14 protein-coding genes and 1 pseudogene are annotated in these 17,796 nt (G+C 72.7%); 11 read left to right on the top strand and 4 right to left on the bottom strand.

Annotation, left to right across the window (positions count from 1 at the left end; genetic code table 11):
* Positions 1-144: 144 nt before the first annotated feature.
* A pseudogene (locus OG349_RS09100) lies at positions 145-1,095 on the bottom strand (DUF1152 domain-containing protein); the annotation flags it as partial.
* A 109-nt stretch (positions 1,096-1,204) separates the two neighbouring features.
* Between OG349_RS09100 and OG349_RS09095 the strand changes: the two are divergent.
* The 3 genes from OG349_RS09095 (at position 1,205) to OG349_RS09085 (ending at position 3,591) form a co-directional block, all read left to right on the top strand.
* The gene (locus OG349_RS09095) at positions 1,205-1,810 is read left to right on the top strand and encodes a YdbC family protein (protein ID WP_327234140.1); all 606 of its coding nucleotides are present in this window, start codon (positions 1,205-1,207) and stop codon (positions 1,808-1,810) included.
* 150 nt (positions 1,811-1,960) lie between these two features.
* Complete coding sequence (locus OG349_RS09090; RefSeq protein WP_327234139.1) at positions 1,961-2,620, top strand: histidine phosphatase family protein; 660 nt, start codon at positions 1,961-1,963, stop codon at positions 2,618-2,620.
* Between the two features lie 32 nt (positions 2,621-2,652).
* Positions 2,653-3,591, top strand: coding sequence for an ADP-ribosylglycohydrolase family protein (locus OG349_RS09085; RefSeq protein ID WP_327234138.1), 939 nt, complete (start codon positions 2,653-2,655; stop codon positions 3,589-3,591).
* Positions 3,592-3,739: 148 nt separating this feature from the next.
* On the opposite strand, the gene OG349_RS09080 is transcribed toward OG349_RS09085, so the two are convergent.
* Entirely contained in the window at positions 3,740-5,290 is a 1,551-nt protein-coding gene (locus tag OG349_RS09080; RefSeq protein WP_327234137.1) for an MFS transporter, read from the bottom strand.
* Between the two features lie 161 nt (positions 5,291-5,451).
* Here OG349_RS09080 and OG349_RS09075 point away from each other — a divergent pair, with 161 nt between their 5' ends.
* The 3 genes from OG349_RS09075 to OG349_RS09065 all read left to right on the top strand — a co-directional run bounded on the left by OG349_RS09075 (position 5,452) and on the right by OG349_RS09065 (position 7,645).
* Positions 5,452-6,078, top strand: coding sequence for a TetR/AcrR family transcriptional regulator (locus tag OG349_RS09075; RefSeq protein WP_327234136.1), 627 nt, complete (start codon positions 5,452-5,454; stop codon positions 6,076-6,078).
* Positions 6,079-6,188: 110 nt separating this feature from the next.
* Positions 6,189-6,899 carry a ribonuclease HII gene (locus tag OG349_RS09070; protein ID WP_327234135.1) on the top strand — a complete coding sequence of 237 codons (711 nt, stop codon included), beginning with the start codon at positions 6,189-6,191 and terminating at the stop codon, positions 6,897-6,899.
* A gap of 107 nt (positions 6,900-7,006) precedes the next feature.
* Positions 7,007-7,645, top strand: coding sequence for a hypothetical protein (locus OG349_RS09065; RefSeq protein WP_327234134.1), 639 nt, complete (start codon positions 7,007-7,009; stop codon positions 7,643-7,645).
* Positions 7,646-7,821: 176 nt separating this feature from the next.
* Here the strand turns inward: OG349_RS09065 and OG349_RS09060 are convergent, their stop codons facing one another.
* Positions 7,822-8,448, bottom strand: coding sequence for a hypothetical protein (locus OG349_RS09060; protein WP_327234133.1), 627 nt, complete (start codon positions 8,446-8,448; stop codon positions 7,822-7,824).
* 371 nt (positions 8,449-8,819) lie between these two features.
* Between OG349_RS09060 and OG349_RS09055 the strand changes: the two genes are divergently transcribed.
* On the top strand, positions 8,820-10,979 hold the full coding sequence (locus OG349_RS09055; RefSeq protein WP_327234132.1) for a RecQ family ATP-dependent DNA helicase: 2,160 nt from the start codon (positions 8,820-8,822) through the stop codon (positions 10,977-10,979).
* A gap of 115 nt (positions 10,980-11,094) precedes the next feature.
* Complete coding sequence (locus tag OG349_RS09050) at positions 11,095-12,405, top strand: DUF4192 domain-containing protein (protein ID WP_327234131.1); 1,311 nt, start codon at positions 11,095-11,097, stop codon at positions 12,403-12,405.
* Positions 12,406-12,506: 101 nt separating this feature from the next.
* Here OG349_RS09050 and OG349_RS09045 read toward each other — a convergent pair whose 3' ends face one another.
* Positions 12,507-13,433 (bottom strand): hypothetical protein, encoded by a 927-nt coding sequence (locus OG349_RS09045; RefSeq protein WP_327234130.1) that lies wholly within the window; start codon positions 13,431-13,433, stop codon positions 12,507-12,509.
* Between the two features lie 424 nt (positions 13,434-13,857).
* On the opposite strand from OG349_RS09045, the gene OG349_RS09040 reads away from it, so the two are divergent.
* The 3 genes from OG349_RS09040 to OG349_RS09030 all read left to right on the top strand — a co-directional run bounded on the left by OG349_RS09040 (position 13,858) and on the right by OG349_RS09030 (position 17,600).
* Positions 13,858-14,622: an NUDIX hydrolase gene (locus OG349_RS09040; RefSeq protein WP_327234129.1), complete on the top strand. Its 765-nt coding sequence runs from the start codon at positions 13,858-13,860 to the stop codon at positions 14,620-14,622.
* A 139-nt stretch (positions 14,623-14,761) separates the two neighbouring features.
* Complete coding sequence (locus OG349_RS09035; protein ID WP_327234128.1) at positions 14,762-16,552, top strand: ATP-binding cassette domain-containing protein; 1,791 nt, start codon at positions 14,762-14,764, stop codon at positions 16,550-16,552.
* Positions 16,553-16,712: 160 nt separating this feature from the next.
* Entirely contained in the window at positions 16,713-17,600 is an 888-nt protein-coding gene (locus OG349_RS09030; protein WP_327234127.1) for a FadR/GntR family transcriptional regulator, read from the top strand.
* Positions 17,601-17,796: the final 196 nt, after the last annotated feature.

Genomic DNA, 17,796 nt, shown 5'->3' with positions numbered 1-17,796 from the left:
TTGTCCCCCTTGTCCGAACCGGGCCGCGGATCCCCGGGCCTTGTACGCAAGGCTAGACCCGGGCGCCGACAACGCAGGGGCACATATGGCCAGTTGACGCCACCTTGGCCGGTACTCGCCAGCCGGCCCTGGGCCGCTCAGTGCGGGAATACGGAGCGGCGGACGCTGGGTGATCTCCTCGCGGAACAGTTCGATCGCGCTGCTCACCTGGCGCATCAGGTGGGTGTCCTCGATCCGGTCGAGGTAGAGGCAGCGACGGGCCAGGCCCTCCAGTTCGAAGGCGAAGCAGAGCGACATCAGCGGGTTGACGAACAGCTCGCTGTTCCGGGTGCGCGACGTGAACCGTACGTCCCCGAAGCCGCCCCGGACCGCCGCCGCTATCGACCCGTTGACGATGCTCGGACGGACCGGCGTGTTCGCCTGTGCGTGGGCCACCGCGTCGAGGAAGAGCGCGCCCTCCTTGGACGTACGGGGGATCGAGAACGCGCCCAGGTAGGCGCCGTCGCGCTCCAGTGCGGCGATGTTCTCCAGCACCAGCCCGTGGCTCACCCCGTGGTACGCGTCGATGCCGAAGCCGACCGACATCACCAGCCGCTGGGGGCCCTCGATCCCGGCCAGCGCGGCGACGCTCGTCAGATCCTCCTCCGGGGTGCCGAGCCCCGACTCGTCGCCGCGCATCAGGATGTCCGTACCGCCGTCCACCAGGACGACAGCGTCGATGTCGTACACCTCGACCACCGCGCGGTACGCGGCCCGCAGCGGCTGGACCCCGACGCGTGCGAACGCGTGGACGGTGCTCGGGTAGCCGTGGAGGTCCAGCCACCGCGCGAGCGTGCGCTCCGGGAAGTACGTCTGGTGGAGGGACGTCTCCGGGGTGACGGCGGCGACGTCCGGCGCGAGCCAGGCGTCGAGCGGGAGTCCTTCGATCGCGCTGAACGTCAGGTTCGCGAGATGGACCTCCTTGCCCTGGTGCAGGAGGGACAGCGCGAGGGGCAGGCCCGCGTAGATGTCGAATCCGCGGCCCGCCCCCGCGACGAGGACACGTTCGGCCGGCTCCAGCCGTGCGAAGAGTTCAGGGGTGTGCAGTGCCGTCATGGCGATCATTGTGCGGGGGAAGGGGCGGGGGCGGGGACGAGGCCGGCGAAGCCTAGACGGAGACGTGCGGGAGTGACCGGCGACACGCCGGGGCCCGTACGATGGCGCGGTGCTGGTCAAGTGGACCCGCTGCACCGTGATCGACCGTAGAGGGTACGAACGCGGACAGCGGAAATGGGCGGGGTTGCTCGGTGAGCCGGGGTTCCGGGGGCAGGGCGGGGGATGGAGCAGGGTGCGGCCCGGGGTGGCCCATGTCTTCTCGTTCTGGGAGAGCAGGCCGTTCTACGACTCCTTCATGGCACGCTCGCACGACCGGCTGGCCTCCGCGCAGTCGGGGACGTACCGGGACAATCAGGTCAAGCTGTTCGATCACCGGTTCGATGTGAAGACCGGCTTCGAGCCGCGGTTCACGGACGCCGATGTGGTGCGGGTCGCGCACTGCAAGGTCCATGAGGACCGGGTCGAGCACTACGCGCTGATGCAGGAGAAGGTGTGGAACCCCGCCATGGCCGGATCGCCCGGCATGTTGCGCGGGCTGTTCGGCGAGGCGCCGGGGAACGAGTTCATCGTCCTGTCGATGTGGCACTCCGCCGCCGAGCACGGGAAATACCGGGCGGAACGGGTCGAGCGGCTGACACTGCGCGCGCAGACGGCCGCCGACGTGGCGGCGCTCGCGGGGGACATCATCGCGCTCGAACCGTCCTGGACGGTGTAGGGCGCGGTACGGACCCCGTGCCGGGCGCCGGAGACGGTGGTACGGAAATCGTCCTGGGCGGGGCGGCTGATCGTACGGAAATCGTCCCGGGGCGTGCCTAAGGGCCCTCCCCGCGTGCCGGGTGGATCCGGACCGATCTAGGGTCGTGGCATGGCACGACCGCGGCGCATCGTTCTGGTCCGGCACGGCGAGTCGGAGGGCAATGCCGACGACACCGTGTACGAACGCGAGCCCGACCATGCCCTGAAGCTCACCGAGCAGGGCCGGCGGCAGGCCGAGGAGACCGGCGCCGAGCTGCGCGAGCTGTTCGGGCAGGAGCAGGTCAGCGTCTACGTGTCGCCGTACCGCAGGGCCCACGAGACCCTGCGCGCGTTCTCCCTCGACCCGGACCTGGTGCGCGTACGGGAAGAGCCCAGGCTGCGCGAGCAGGACTGGGGGAACTGGCAGGACCGGGACGACGTACGCCTCCAGAAGGCGTACCGCGACGCCTACGGGCACTTCTTCTACCGCTTCGCGCAGGGGGAGTCGGGAGCCGACGTGTACGACCGGGTCGGCGCGTTCCTGGAGAGCCTCTACCGCAGCTTCGAGGCGCCGGACTCGCCGTCGAACGTCCTGCTGGTGACCCACGGGCTGACCATGCGGCTGTTCTGCATGCGGTGGTTCCACTGGTCGGTCGCGGAATTCGAGTCCCTCTCGAACCCCGAGAACGCGGAGACCAGGACGCTGCTTCTCGGCGAGGACGGGCGGTACGTCCTGGACCGGCCGTTCGCGCACTGGCGTACCCCGGAGCCGTACGGAATGACCAAGTAACCGGTGGTATTCACCCGTTAGAGTGCCTCGCGATGACCGTGGATTCCTCTCTTTCCCCCGATGACGCGACCCGGAGTGGTCGCTTCGCCCGTGCCCTCGGCAGCCTGCGTGGACTCTCCGTAGGAGATGCCCTCGGCTCCCAGTTCTTCGTCCCTTCGAACTATCCGCTGCTGGCGCGCCGCGAGCCGCCGCCCGGCTCCTGGCAGTGGACCGACGACACCGAGATGGCCGTGTCCGTCCTGGCGGTGCTCGCCGCGCACGGCCGGGTCGACCAGGACGCCCTCGCGCACTCGTTCGCGGACCACCACGACTTCGACCGCGGGTACGGCCCCGCCGTGAACCGCATGCTCAGGCTGGTCCGGGAGGGCGGTGACTGGCGCGAGCTGGCCGCCGGGCTCTTCGACGGACAGGGCTCCTGGGGCAACGGCGCGGCGATGCGGGTCGCGCCGCTCGGCGCGTGGTTCGCCGACGACCCCGAGCGGGCCGCGCGTGAGGCGGAGCTGTCCGCGTACCCGACCCATCAGCACCGCGAGGCCGTCATGGGGGCCGTGGCGGTGGCCGTGGCCGCCGCGCTGGCGGCGGATCCCGCCGGGCCGCCGTCCCCGGAGGCGCTGCTCGACGGCGTGATCGCGCTCCTGCCGCCCAGCGCCGTCGGCGCGGGGGTGCGGCGGGCGCGGGAGATGCTGGACTACGACGACGCGAGCACGGTGGCGGCGGTCCTCGGCTGCGGGCGGCGCACCAGCGCGCACGACACGGTGCCGTTCGCCCTGTGGTCGGCGGCCCGGGGGCTGGGCGACTTCGAGCGGGCCTTCTGGACCACCGCGCAGGTGGGGGGCGATGTCGACACGACCTGCGCGATCGTCGGCGGAGTGATCTCCTCCGGGCGCGCCGGGGCGCCGCCGACGGAGTGGCTGGAGCGGACGGAAGAGCTGCCCGCGTGGGGGGACACGGCCCGGCGTCGCCCCGCCTGACCTGTCACGGCCCTGCCACCGGTCCCTCAGGCCGCCGGCTGCCGCGCGCGGTGGCGGCGAGCGGGGCGTGCCGTAGAGGCGTACGAAAGCGGTACGGGACGCCCCACGCGGGAGCGTCCCGTACCGCCTCCGTACGAACAGCGACCTCTCAGGCGACCGGCCCCGCCGCCTTGCCGCTCAGCGCCTCCAGGTCGCTCTTCCGCACCCGGATCACCAGCACCGCCGTCAGCAGCGCGACCACCACCATCGCCACCGCCGCCATGAACGCGGTCGAGATGCCCTGGGTCAGCACCGCGTGACCCCAATGCCCCGGCAGCTGCTGCGTCTTCGCCAGCTCCGCCTTCTCCGCCGCGGTGCCCTGCGCCAGGAACGACGGCAGCTGCTTGTCGGCCTCGTCGCGGCTCGCCGTACCGAAGACGGTGACCAGGATCGAGAGCCCGAGCGAACCGCCCACCTGCTGGCTCGCGTTCAGCAGACCGGACGCCGCGCCCGCCTCGTGCTGCGCCACCCCGGAGACCGCGGTCAGCGTGAGGGTGACGAAGTTCAGCCCCATGCCGAAGCCGAAGATCACCAGCGGGCCGAGGACACCGCCGACGTACGTGCTCCCCGGGTCGATCAGCGTCAGCCAGAGCAGCCCGATCCCGGCGAACGCCGATCCGGCCACCATGAACGGCTTGGGACCGAGGACCGGCAGGAACCGCTGCGACAGCCCGGCGCCCACGGCGATCGCGACCGTCACGGGCAGGAACGCCAGGCCCGAGGTGATCGGGCTGTAGTCGAGCACGTTCTGCACGAAGAGGACGATGAAGAAGAACATGCCGAACATCGCCGCCGCCAGGCTCAGCATGATGACGTACGTCCCCGACCGGTTCCGGTCGGCGAACATCCGCAGCGGCGTGATGGGTTCCTTCGCCCGCGACTCGACCAGGACGAACGCGGCCAGCAGCACGACCGCCGCCACGAACGAACCTATGGTGACCGAGTCCTTCCAGCCCTCCTCGGACGCCCGGATGAAGCCGTACACGAGGGACGCCATGCCGAGCGTGGACGTCGCGGCGCCCGTGAGGTCGAAGCGCCCCGGGTGCCGCTCGGACTCGTTGATGTACATCGGGGCGAGGACGGCGATCAGCACGCCGATCGGCACGTTGACGAAGAAGACCCACCGCCAGTCGAGCCACTCGGTGAGCATGCCGCCGGCCAGGAGTCCGACCGCGCCGCCGCCCGCGGAGACGGCGGCGAACACCCCGAACGCCCGGTTGCGCTCGGGGCCTTCGGCGAACGTGGTGGTGATGAGCGCCAGCGAGGTGGGGGAGGCGATCGCGCCGCCGACCCCCTGGAGCACGCGGGCGGCGAGCAGCTGCCACGGCTCCTGGGCGAAACCGCCCAGGAGGGAGGCGAACGTGAAGAGCAGGATGCCCGCCATGAAGACCCGGCGGCGTCCTAGGACGTCGCCGGCCCGGCCGCCGAGCAGCAGCAGACCGCCGAACGTGAGGGTGTACGCGCTCAGCACCCAGGAAAGATCTGTGGTGGAGAAGCTCAGCGCGTTCTGGATGTGCGGGAGCGCGATGTTCACAATGGTGGCGTCAAGCACCACCATGAGCTGGCAGGCCGCGATGACGGCGAGCGCGATTCCCGGGCGCCCGCTCCGTCGGGCCGCGCCCGGTGAGGTGCCGGGTGTGTCGAGTTGAGAGGTTGTCACTGCTGGATCCCCCACAAGTGAATTAGTGAACGCATCCGTTCACTGTCCCGTACACGGTAGTGAGTCCCCTTCAAGGAACGCAAGCGTTCACTGGGTGCTGTCTCGCAGGCGTTCACTGGGCTCTGTCGTCCCAGGAGCCGTCCCCCGATGGAGAGTTACTGATGGTTTCTTCGCGTCCCGCCGCCGGGGCCCGGCCGCAATCCGTGTCCCTGCGCCGGCGGGGGCCCGTACTGGAACGGGCCATTCTCGAGGCCGCGCTGGAGCAGTTGAGCAGGGTCGGCTGGAACGGCCTGACGATGGAGGGGGTCGCCGCGGGCGCCCGGACGGGCAAGGCCGCCGTCTACCGGCGCTGGCCCTCCAAGGAGGACCTGGTCGCGGACGCCCTCCAGGCCGGACTGCCGGCGGTCGGGGAGGCGCCCGACCGCGGGAGTGTGCGCGAGGACCTGTACGAACTGTGCCGGCGGATGCGGGACGCGATGTTCTCCCTGCCAGGGGCCGCACTGCGCGCGGTCGTTCACGAATGCGACGCGCCCACGGCCGAACGTTTCCACGGGCTGATCTTCAGCGGTCTCATCGAACCGTCCAACCGCCTCTTCGGAGAGGTCGTGCGCCAGGGGATCCGGCGGGGGGAGGTCCGTTCCGACGCCATCGGCGAGCTGGTCTTCGACGTGATCCCGGCCCTGATGATGTACCGCTCCAAGATGTGCGCCAGCGAACTGCCCGACGAGGAGATCGTCGAGATGATCGACCGGGTCATGGTGCCGCTGCTGCGTTCGCGGCCTGTTTGAGCCGGTCCGGGGCGGCGCGGCCGGTTTGGGCCGGTCCGGGAGGCGCCCGGCGCGACAGTGGGTACCCGCCCTGTCGCGTCGCGTCGGGGCGGCGTAATGTTGCGAACGCCATGCCGTACGAAGCACCCACGCACACTGTCGAGCGATCGCTCCGAGCGACCACCGGCGCCAGGATCATCGCCGGCGTCGACGAAGTCGGACGCGGAGCATGGGCCGGACCCGTCACCGTCTGCGCCGCCGTCACCGGACTGCGCAGGGCTCCGGCCGGCCTCACCGACTCGAAGCTCATCAACCCCAAGCGCCGTACGGAGCTGGCCGGTGAGCTGGCGGGGTGGGTCACCTCGTACGCGCTCGGACACTCCTCCCCGGAGGAGATCGACGAGCTGGGGATGACCGCGGCCCTGCGGCTCGCCGCCGTACGCGCCCTGGAGGCGCTGCCGGTACGGCCCGACGCGGTGATCCTGGACGGCAAGCACGACTATCTCGGGGGACCCTGGCAGGTGCGTACGGTCATCAAGGGCGACCAGTCCTGTGTCTCGGTGGCGGCCGCCTCGGTGCTCGCCAAGGTGCGCAGGGACGCCATGATGGCCGAACTGGGCGCCGGGTCCGAGGAGTACGCCCCGTTCGCCTTCGGCGCCAACGCCGGCTATCCCTCGCCGGTGCACAAGGCGGCGCTGGAGGAACGGGGGCCGACGGCCCAGCACCGGCTCTCGTGGTCCTACCTCGACGGCCTGCCGCGCTGGCGGCACCTCAAGAAGGTCAGGGTCTCCGCGGAGACGGCCGCGATGGAAAGCGGGGGCCAACTCGGCTTCGATTTCTGAAACTTCCGGTGAACCCTCCGGCCCGTGTGTCTTCCGACCTCGGACATGGGTACAAATGTGCCAACCCGCCGATGCTTTTCGCGTCGGTATTTGATAGACATCCAGTTATGCCTCTCTTCCCCGAGGAGCCTCAGATTCACGAGAGAGCCCAGGGTCCCAGCGCCACCCCGGCCACCGGCCGGACCGCGCAGACCCCCCGTCCTGTACCCGGCCCGCGTCCCGTGCCGGGGCCGCGCTCCGCGGCGACCCCGCGTCCCGGTCGTCCGGGTCCCGGTCCCGCGAGGCCCGCGCCGCCGGCGCAGCGCTCGGCCGGCTCCGCCGGAGTGCCCCAGGCACCCCGGCCCGCCACCCCTTCCACCCCCAAGATCCAGCTGACCCCGGCTTCCGTGGACGGGGCGCTCGACGCCGCAGACGAGACCGTCGACCTGCTGCTCGACTCCGGTCGGGCGCCGGGCGACATCCTCGTGCTCACCACCGGCGAGCAGCACCCGTGGGCCACGCACGAGCTGTCCTTCGGCGAGGCCGCCTACTGGGCCCAGCACGACGCCCGCGAAGACGTGTTCTTCGCGGACGCCGCCGCCGTCGCCCGTGCCCAGCCCCGCCCGGTGGTCGTCGTGGTGGTCAACGGGGGCGGTGACGAGGTCTACGCCCGCGTGCTGCCCGCGGCCCGGGAGCGGGCCACGGCGCTGCTGGTCGTGTGCGGTGACCCCGAGCGGGTCAACGCCGTGCTCGGCGCGGGTGTCTGAGCCTCACCCTGTCGTGACCCGGCTGCCCGTCAGGGGGCGGCCGGGCCGCTGAGGCCGTGCGGCGTGCGCCTGTCAGGCCTGCCCGCGCGCGGGTGTTCGCCACGTCCGGCTCACGGTCGTACGGCATGCCCAGCTCACGGTCGTACGGCGACTTCGGCGTTCGGCCGTACGGCGGTTCAGCGCGCGGCCGTACGCCTCAGCGCCTCCACCGCCCCGCTGCGGAGCGGTGTCACCTCGGGGTCGGACGCCGTGTCGGCCAGATCGACCGGTGCGGACTCGGAGTTGGGGCGCCGGCCGCCGCGGCCCTCGCCCAGTACCTGCCAGCCGCCGCGCGTCAGCGTGATGTACGCGCCGCACCGCAGCCCGTGCAGGGTGCAGGCGTCCCGCAGCCCCCACATCCAGGCCCCGTCCTCCTCCGTCCAGCGCTCGTCGCCCTCGCGGCAGTAGAGCAGGACCGCGGTGCGCACCGGCGTACGGCGGCGCAGGTCGTGCGGGATGACCCGGCGCAGATGGGCCAGGAGGGCGTTACGGAACTCCCAGCCGTCCACCGGCGCCGCGCGGGGGACGAACGAGGCGCTCGCGGCGAGCCGTTCCTCATGGTCGAGCACGGCCACGACGGCCGTCGCGGGCTTCGGGCGGTGCCGGCTGTGCAGGCCGCTGACCACCTCACGGGGGTTGCTGAGCAGCGGTATGCCCGCCGCCGCCCATTCGGCCGGCTCCAGCATCCTGGTGAGGCGGCTGACGGAGCCGGCCGGTGATGTGGTGATCGAAGTGGCTGCGGACGGAGCGAATCCGAAGGTCACGATCCTCCCTTCGCATTCACGCCCACGGTGCGGGCAGGGTCGGGTGGGGGGCGCACCGCAGCACAGCCCTTGCGGACCGCAGGGGGACCGTGCGGGGAGACTCTCCAATTCTCGCTGGCGTATCGGCATGCGGCAACGAGCAATTGGCCCGACTGACCGGAATGCGGGTCTATGTGTGCCATATCCCTGCGGAGACCGGCCACAACCACCGATTCCCGTCCCGGCCGAACCGTGAAGACCAGCGGAAACATACCCGGCGCCCCGACCTGGCGTGCCGAAGGACCCGGGACGGAGCGGGCGCACCCTCCGTAACCGGTTCGCCACGCCGGGTGGATTCGTTGATTGTCACTGCCGTCGGGTTGCATGGGGGTATGGACAACCTGGAGCTCCGTACCGAAGCCGATGCCGTTCTCGCTGAGCTCGTCGGTGCCCCAGGGGGATCGGCGCGGCTGCGGGAGGACCAGTGGCAGGCGGTGTCCGCCCTGGTGGAGGAGCGTCGCCGTGCGCTGGTGGTCCAGCGGACCGGCTGGGGCAAATCGGCTGTGTATTTTGTGGCCACCGCCTTGTTGCGCCGGCGTGGCTCCGGTCCCACCGTGATCATCTCGCCGCTGCTGGCGCTCATGCGCAACCAGGTCGAGTCGGCGGCGCGGGCCGGTATCCAGGCGCGCACCATCAACTCGGCCAACCCCGAGGAGTGGGACACGATCTACGGCGAGGTCGAGCGGGGGGAGACCGACGTTCTCCTCGTCAGCCCGGAACGCCTGAACTCGGTGGACTTCCGGGAGCACGTACTCCCCAAGCTCGCCGCCACCACGGGCCTGTTGGTGGTCGATGAGGCGCACTGCATCTCCGACTGGGGCCACGACTTCCGCCCGGACTACCGGCGGCTGCGGACCATGCTCGCCGAACTCGCCCCCGGCGTACCGGTGCTGGCCACCACCGCGACCGCCAACGCGCGTGTCACGGCCGATGTGGCCGAGCAGCTGGGCACGGGGGGCGGGGACGCTCTGGTTCTGCGCGGGCCGCTGGACCGGGAGAGCCTGCGGCTGGGCGTGCTGGAGTTGCCGGACGCGGCCCACCGGCTGGCGTGGCTGGGGGAGCGTCTGCGGGATCTGCCGGGTTCGGGGATCATCTACACGCTGACGGTGGCGGCGGCCGAGGAGGTCGCGGCGTTCCTGCGCGGGCACGGGTATCCGGTGTCCTCCTACACGGGGAAGACGGAGAACGCCGACCGTTTGCAGGCCGAGGAGGATCTCCTCGCGAACCGTGTGAAGGCGCTGGTGGCGACCTCCGCGCTGGGCATGGGATTCGACAAGCCGGACCTGGGGTTCGTGGTGCACCTGGGCTCACCCTCGTCCCCGATCGCCTATTACCAGCAGGTGGGGCGTGCGGGGCGGGGCGTGGACCACGCGGACGTGCTGCTGCTCCCGGGCAGGGAGGACGAGGCGATCTGGGCGTACTTCGCTTCGGTGGGCTTCCCGCCCGAGGAACAGGTACGGCGCACACTGGCGGCCCTTGAACAGGCGGGGCGTCCGTTGTCGCTGCCGGCTCTGGAGCCCCTGGTCGACCTCCGGCGTTCGCGCCTGGAGACGATGCTGAAGGTCCTGGACGTGGACGGGGCGGTCGTGCGTGTGAAGGGCGGCTGGACCTCCACGGGACGGCCGTGGGCGTACGACGCGGAGCGCTACGCGTGGGTGGCCCGGCAGCGAGAGACCGAACAGCAGGCCATGCGGGACTACGTGGCGACCGCGGGCTGCCGGATGGAGTTCTTGCAGCGGCAGCTCGACGACGAGAAGGCCGTCCCCTGTGGCCGCTGCGACCGCTGCGCCGGTCCGTGGCTCGACCCGGCTGTCTCGCCGGGGGCCCTGGCGGCGGCCAGGGGGGAGCTGGACCGGCCGGGGGTCGAGGTCGAGCCCCGCAAGATGTGGCCGACCGGGCTCGCCGCGGTCGGCATCGACCTCAAGGGCCGTATCCCGGTGGGCCAGCAGGCCGTCGCGGGGCGCGCACTGGGCAGGCTGTCGGACATCGGCTGGGGCAACCGCCTGCGTCCGATCCTCTCGGCGCAGGCGGCCGACAGGCCGGTCTCGGAGGAGGTGCTGGCCGCCGTCGTGACGGTGGTGGCCGACTGGTCCCGTTCACCGGAGGGCTGGGCCGGCGGCTCTCCCGACGCGATGGCACGGCCTGTGGGGATCGTCGCGATGCCCTCCCGGACCCGCCCCCAGCTGATCGCTTCCCTGGCCGAGGGGGTGGCCCGGGTCGGCAGGCTCCCGATGCTGGGCGGTCTGGCCTACACCCCGCACGCCGACGAGCACGGCGCACACCGCAGCAACTCCGCGCAGCGGCTGCGCGCCCTGGTCGCCTCGTTCACGGTGCCCGACGAACTCGCCGCCGCCCTGGCCCATACCCCCGGCCCGGTGTTCCTCGTCGACGACTACTCCGAGTCCGGCTGGACCCTGGCCGTGGGCGCGCGCCTGCTGCGCCAGGCCGGAGCCGAGCAGGTGCTCCCGCTGGTCCTCGCCCAGGCCGGGTAGCCCAGGCCGGGTGGGGGTCTCCACGGGCTCGCGCCCGGATGTGGCTGGTTTGCCCTGTGGACAAAGTTATCCACAGGGGTCGCGGGATCCGGTACTTCCGCGAGACGGTCATGCCATGAACAAGCACCACGAACCGACCGGAACCGCCGACGAGCAGCAGATCACCCTGCGCAGTCCCGCGGAACTCGCCGACGCCCTGCCCTATCTCCTCGGATTCCACCCCACCGACTCCGTCGTCATGGTCGCGCTGCACGGCGGCCGTGGACGGTTCGGGGGGCGGCTCAGGCTCGGGATCCCCCGCTCGCCGGGGGAGTGGCCGCCCGTGGCCGAGCAGCTCGCCGAATGCCTGGTCGAGGGGAGCGAGCGGCGCGGGACCCGGCCGGACGGCATCGTCGTCTTCCTCTGCCAGGACCCGGCGGAGGGCGAGAGCGGCCGGCGGGTGATGGAGCGCCTGCGCCCGCTCGCCCAGCGGTTGCGGATCGCCTGCGGCGCGCTGGACGTGCCCGTGTACGAGGCGCTCTGCATCTCGGACGGGAGGTACTGGTCGTACTGCTGCCCCGACGTCCGCTGCTGTCCGCCCGAGGGTACGGGTCTGGCCCTGCCCGGTACGTCGGTGATGGCCGCGGCCGCCGCCTATGCCGGCATCCGGGTGCGGGGGTCGCTCCGGGAGATGGAGGCGCGCCTGGAGCCCCGGCCGGTCCGGGCTGCCGACGGGCAGGCGCGGGCGCTGGACGACGCGGGGGCCGCCCTCGTGCCCCGCATCCTGGGCGGCGGGAGCCGTGAGCGGGTCGGGGCGGAGACCTTACGGCTGGCGCGCGTGCTGATGAGGCGGCTGGAGGACGCGCCCCGCCGGGGTGTCCCGGACCGCGGCGCGGGGGAGTTGGACGCGGCGGACGACCGGCTCATCGGTGACGACGAGGCGGCCGCGGTCATCCTCGGGCTCCAGGACCGGGTCACCCGCGACCGGGCGGCGGAATGGATGGAGGGGGCGGAGGCGGAGTCCGCGCTCCGGCTGTGGCGGGCGCTGGCCCGCCGCTGTGTGGGGCCTTACGTGGAGCACGGGGCGGCGCCGCTGAGCCTGGCCGGCTGGGTCGCCTGGTCCCTGGGCGACGAGCCGGCGGCCCGGGTCGCGCTCGGCCTGGCGCTGCGCCTCGATCCCCGGTACGTCTTCGCCCGCCTGCTCCACCAGGCCTGCAACCAGGGCATGGATCCGGAGCAGTTGCGGCACTGCCTGCGCAGGGAGCGCGCGGCGCGGGACCGGTCGGACCCGCGCCGCGCGGCCCGGCGCCCCAAGGCCCGCCCCGTACGGCCACCCGCCCCGCGCAAGGCGCTGCCGCCCGCCGCTGCCACACGCCCCGAGGCACCGGCGGACCGCAGGGGAGCCGAGCGCCGCAGCGGGCGGCGCGGCACGAGGAGCGGGCGGTGACGGCCCGCCGGGCGGATCGCACCCGGCGGCGCACGTCGTCCTCGGTCACTTCGGTTGCTTCGGCCGGTGCCGGAGGGGGGTGCCGTCCGGGGGCGCGGCGATCAGGTGCGGTTCGCCGCGTAGTAGGTGCTGATCCAGGCCTGGCCGGTGGAGTTGACCGCGACCATGCTCGCGTGCTGATTGACGACGCCGAAGTAGTAGGTGCGGGCGGCGCCGGTTTGTGCCAGGGCGCTCCTGACGTCGTTCGTGGCGGTGGTGGTGATCTTCTCGCGGGCCTCCGCGAGATAGCCGGCGACCAGGGCGTGGACGCCGGCCGCGGCGGCCGGGACCGGGGGCCCGCCGCGCAGGAGATGCTTGAGGGTGTGCCCGACCAGGGCCTGGGCGGTACGGAAGTTGAGCTGTGCCGCCGCGGCGTGGATCGTCCGGGCGAATTCCGGCTGGTGGGTCTTCCAGTCCGCCTCCGTGCCCAGTTGTACGGGCCCCGCTCCCGCGGCGGCGGGCGAGCCGGCCGCCAGGGCGTACATCGCGTCCACCCGCCTCGGGTACGTGTCCGGGTCGTAGGCCCCGCCGAAGCTGTTCACGGCGGTCAGGAAGAACGAGTGCAGCTGGACGTAGTCGTGCACCGTCGCCGCCTGGAGGCGGTCGGCGAACGCCGTCCCGGCCGCGGCGATCACCGGGTCGGAGCCGCCCCGCAGGGACCTCACGGAGTCGCGGTGGCGCAGCAGCGCGATCTGCTCGTCCAGGGAGGGGAAACGGCCGGCGGCGAGCCCGAGGGCGGTGCGTACCTCCGGTATCTCCGTGAGGTGACTGTCCAGGGTCACCCGCCACTTCCCGAGCGCGGCGCCGAACGTCCGTTCGGTCGCGGTCACCAGGTCGGGGAGTCCGTTACCGAGCCGGACCTCGTCCAGGAACGCCGGGTGCGCGCGGAAGGACTCCCCGTTCGTCCCCTTCACCGTCCACAACGGATCGCCCTGTGTGTACGCGGCATTCTGCGCGGTGAGTACTTGCTTGAGCTCGTCCCACGGCATGGTGGTGTCCCCCCTCGTCCCATCCGTCCGCCTCTGCTGCCGCCGGGACCCACCCCTGGCCGGACGGCGGCGAACGGGCGCCGGTCGGCGCGAGCTTCACCTTCGCGTGGCGAATCCGGCGTGCCAACCCTGTGCTGGGGGGCGTGCGGGAGCAGAAAGGGCGCGCAAGGGACGCACCGGTGACGAGGCCGGCCCGGCTCCGGCCGATGAGGACGGTCGGCCGCGGCGCGTTGGGCATGCGCTGTTCGCCGGCGTCCCGGCCTGCCGCGTGGAGCTGGTGCCGGCGGGCGGCGGCCGGGCACACCGGGTGGGCCGTGGTGCGGCCCACCACGTAACCGAAGCCGTGCGGGCCGCCGGAGGGCGGGCGGGCGGCGCGATGGTCGTAACGGGTGTTTATCGTCAGGCAGACGACTATGATCGCGGCATGTCGCCCTACGACCCGTCAGCCTTCCCGCCCTTCGCTGTCACCGTCGACCTGGTCGTGCTCACCGTGCGGGCCCACGTGCTCTGCGCGCTGGTGGTCCGGCGCGGGGAGGCGCCCTTCCAGGGGCGGTGGGCGCTGCCGGGCGGATTTGTCCGGGGCGACGAGGATCTGGCCGCGGCGGCCGGGCGGGAGCTGGCCGAGGAGACCGGGCTGCCCGCGCACGACCCGTCGTCCCCGGCGCCCGGGAACACCGCCCACCTCGAACAGCTCGGCACCTACGGCGATCCCGGGCGGGACCCCCGGATGCGGGTGGTCAGCGTGGCGCATCTGGCGCTCTCGCCCGACCTGCCCGCGCCCCGGGCGGGCGGCGACGCCAACAGCGCCCGGTGGGCGCCGGTCGACGCGCTGCTCCACGGCGAGGGCGGGTTCGCCCGGGAGGACGAGCAGCCCGCGCAGCTCGCATTCGACCACGCGCGGATCCTCGGGGACGGCGTCGAGCGCGCCCGCTCCAAGATCGAGTACTCCTCGCTCGCCACCGCCTTCTGTCCCTCGGAGTTCACCGTCGGCGAGCTGCGGCGGGTGTACGAGGCGGTGTGGGGCGTCGCCCTCGATCCCCGTAACTTCCACCGCAAGGTGACCGGGACCCCCGGCTTCCTGGTCCCGTCCGGGGGCACCACCACCCGGCAGGGCGGCCGGCCAGCCCAGCTGTTCCGGGCCGGCGGCGCGACCGTGCTCAATCCGCCCATGCTGCGCCCCGAGGTCTGAACGCGGGCGGGAGCATTCGCGGGCGCGGGGTGATCGGACACGGCGTGCTCACCCTGCGCAACAAGTCGGACATATCGCGTTATCTTGCTGGGTAACCACTCTGCCGCCGAGCGGTCACACCTTCCCCGCGAGAGAAGCGATGCTCCAGGCCATCGGACTGACCAGCGCCCCCCGTCGAGACCTCACCCCCGCCGTCGACGATCTGACCTTCGAGGCCCGGCCCGGCTGTGTCACGGCGCTGCTCGGCGCCCCCGGCGCGGGCAAGACCACCGCCCTGCGGCTCATGCTCGATCTCGAACGCGGCCGCGGGGTCACCTACTTCCGGGGCCGCCCGCTGCACCGCATCGCCCACCCCGCCCGCGAGATCGGCGTGCTCCTCGGCGATGTGCCGGGCCATCCGGCCAGGACCGCCCGGGGCCAGCTCCGGATGCTCTGCGCCGCCGCCGGCGTGCCCGCCTCGCGCGCCGACGAACTGCTCGAAGTGGTCGGCCTCGCGGCCCTGCGGGACGAACCCCTCGGCGCGCTCTCCCTCGGCATGGACCGCAGACTCGGCCTCGCCTCCGCCCTGTTGGGCGACCCGCACACCCTGCTGCTCGACACGCCGTCGGCCGGCCTCTCGCCCCGCGAGACCAGCTGGCTGTTCGGACTGCTCGCCGCCCACGCCGGCCACGGCGGCACCGTGCTCTACACGACCGACGACCCCAAGGAGGCCGCCCGCACCGCCGACCGGGTCGTCACCGTGGACGGGGGCCGCCTCGTCGCCGACCAGGACCGCGCCGCCTTCTCCCGTACGCGGCTGCGCCCCCGGGTCGCCGTCAGGACGCCCCACGCCGCGCGCCTCGCCGACGCGTTGAGCCGCGAGGCCAGGGCGGGCAAGCGCTCCGTGGAGGTGATCGCCGAGGCGGGCAGCAGGCTCACCGTGTACGGGAGCAGCTGCCCGGAGATCGGCGAGACGGCCTTCCGGCACGGTGTCCTCGTCCACCAGCTCGCCGACGAGATCGGCGACACCGGCCCCGTACCCCCCTTGATCCCCGCGCCCACCGACGCCACCGACCCGCCCCTCAAGACCCTCAAGGCCCTCACCACCCCCGCCGAGCGCCAGGAGGCGCACGACACCCGGCCCGTGCCGCGGCCGAGGGCCCTGGCGTCCCGGCCCGCCCGCAGCCCGCTCAGACCCGTGCGGTACGAGCTCCGCCGCATGCTCGGCGTACGGACCGCGCCGGTGATCGCGGTCGCCGTGCTCGTCGCGTCGGTGGCGCTCGCCGTGCCGCTCGCCAGGACCGGCGGGACCCCGCTGCCCGGCCTGCTCGCCGCCTGGCCCGCGATCCTGCCCCTGCCGCCCGCCGCCCTCGGCGCGGGACTGCTCGGCGCGCTGTCGTTCGGCGACGAGTTCCGCTACCCGGCCCTGGCCGGCGCCCGGGGCACCGTCCCGCGCCGCCTCGGCCTCCTCCTCGCCAAGCTCGCCGTGACCGCCGGTACGGCGCTGCTGCTCGCCGCCCTCGTGGTGGTCGCCGACGCGGTGGCGCTGCGGCTCGCGTACGGGGCGGACGCCGCGCCCGTGCCGGACAACTGGTTCGCGCTGGGCGCGGGTTGGTCCTTGCTCGCCGTCGGCTGCGCCTGGGCCGGGCTGCTGGGCGCCGGGGTCTTCCGGGTCACGGCGGCCGGGATGGCGGCGGTCCTCGCCGTACCCGTGGCGGTCGTACCGCTCGTCCAGAAGGTGCTCGCGGGCCCGTCCGCGCGTTCGATCGCCGGATTCCCAGGCCGGTTGCGCGAGCTGGCCTGGCCCGCCTGGCCCCACCAGGCCGACCGCTGGCTGCCGGCGACCGTCCGGCTGGTCGCCCAACCGGTCGCGGCGGCGCTCACCCTGTCGCTCCTGGCCCTCCTCTGCGCGTATTTGCTCACCGGCCTTCGCCGAAGGGCCCGTTGGTGATCGAAGGTGGCCGGAAGCGTGCCCCAGTGGGCACAACTCCCCTGAAAACGCCCGCTTCTTTCCGATAAGGCGTCAATCGAAGGGCGGGCGCCGATCACCCTTTCGTGTGCTTTTCACCAAAGACCTCAAGGGCGGCGGAATCAACGCCGACAAAGGATGCGTGAGTACCCTTGCGCACACCATGATGACCGCCGCCCGCTCCGTCGACCCCGGCCTCGCCGGACCGGGCGAACTCGACCGCTACCCCTTCGCCGAGGCGCCCGGCGCCGAACGCGTGGCCTCGCCTGTCTGGGACGGGGCGGATACCGACCTCGGCCGGGTCGGCCGCCGTTCGGCGGGCAGCCGCGGCCGCGGGCTGCACGGCCAACTCGTCCAGCAGCTCGGCCAGATGATCGTGTCGGGCGACCTGGGCGCCGACCGGCCGCTCGTACCGGAGGAGATCGGACAGCGTTTCGAGGTCTCCCGTACGGTGGTCCGTGAATCGCTGCGCGTGCTGGAGGCGAAGGGGCTCGTCAGCGCCCGCCCCAATGTCGGGACCCGCGTCCGCCCCGTGAGCGACTGGAACCTGCTCGACCCCGACATCATCGAATGGCGGGCCTTCGGCCCCTCGCGCGACGACCAGCGCCGTGAGCTGGCCGAGCTGCGCTGGACCATCGAGCCCCTCGCCGCCCGCCTGGCGGCCGGCCACGGCCGGGAGGACGTCCAGCAGCGCCTCACCGACATGGTGGAGATCATGGGCCACGCCCTGGCCCAGGGCGACGCGATCACGTTCGCCCGTGCGGACGCCGAATTCCACAACCTGCTGATCCAGCTCGCCGGCAACCGCATGCTGGAGCACCTCTCGGGCATCGTCTCCGCCGCCCTCCAGGTCTCCGGGTCCCCCGTCACCGGCTGTGACCGGCCCACCGAGGCCTCGATCGCCCACCACGGGCGGATCCTGGAGGCGCTCGCGGCCGGGGACGCGAACGCGGCCGAGGCGGCCATGCGCCAACTGCTCACGGTCCACCCGGAAGTAGAGCGCGTCGTTCCGGCGCCGCGCGAGCACTGAACACCGCTCGGGTCAGGGCGTACGGGGATGTACGCGTCGTGTGTCGCCGGGCCCGCCGGGCCCGGCGACACGAATGTGGGGTCTTAGATCCCCTTCTGGCCACCTTGTCGCAAATGGGGTGTGACTCGGGCCACGTGGATTGGGCGTAACACTCCTCGGCACCGTGCGATGACCTAAGAGGTGAGAGCCGAGGAGG

This window comes from Streptomyces sp. NBC_01317, assembly GCF_035961655.1.
Taxonomy (GTDB): domain Bacteria; phylum Actinomycetota; class Actinomycetes; order Streptomycetales; family Streptomycetaceae; genus Streptomyces.
Note: the sequence above shows the minus strand (reverse complement) of the source record. Positions and strands in the feature narration are given on the sequence as shown.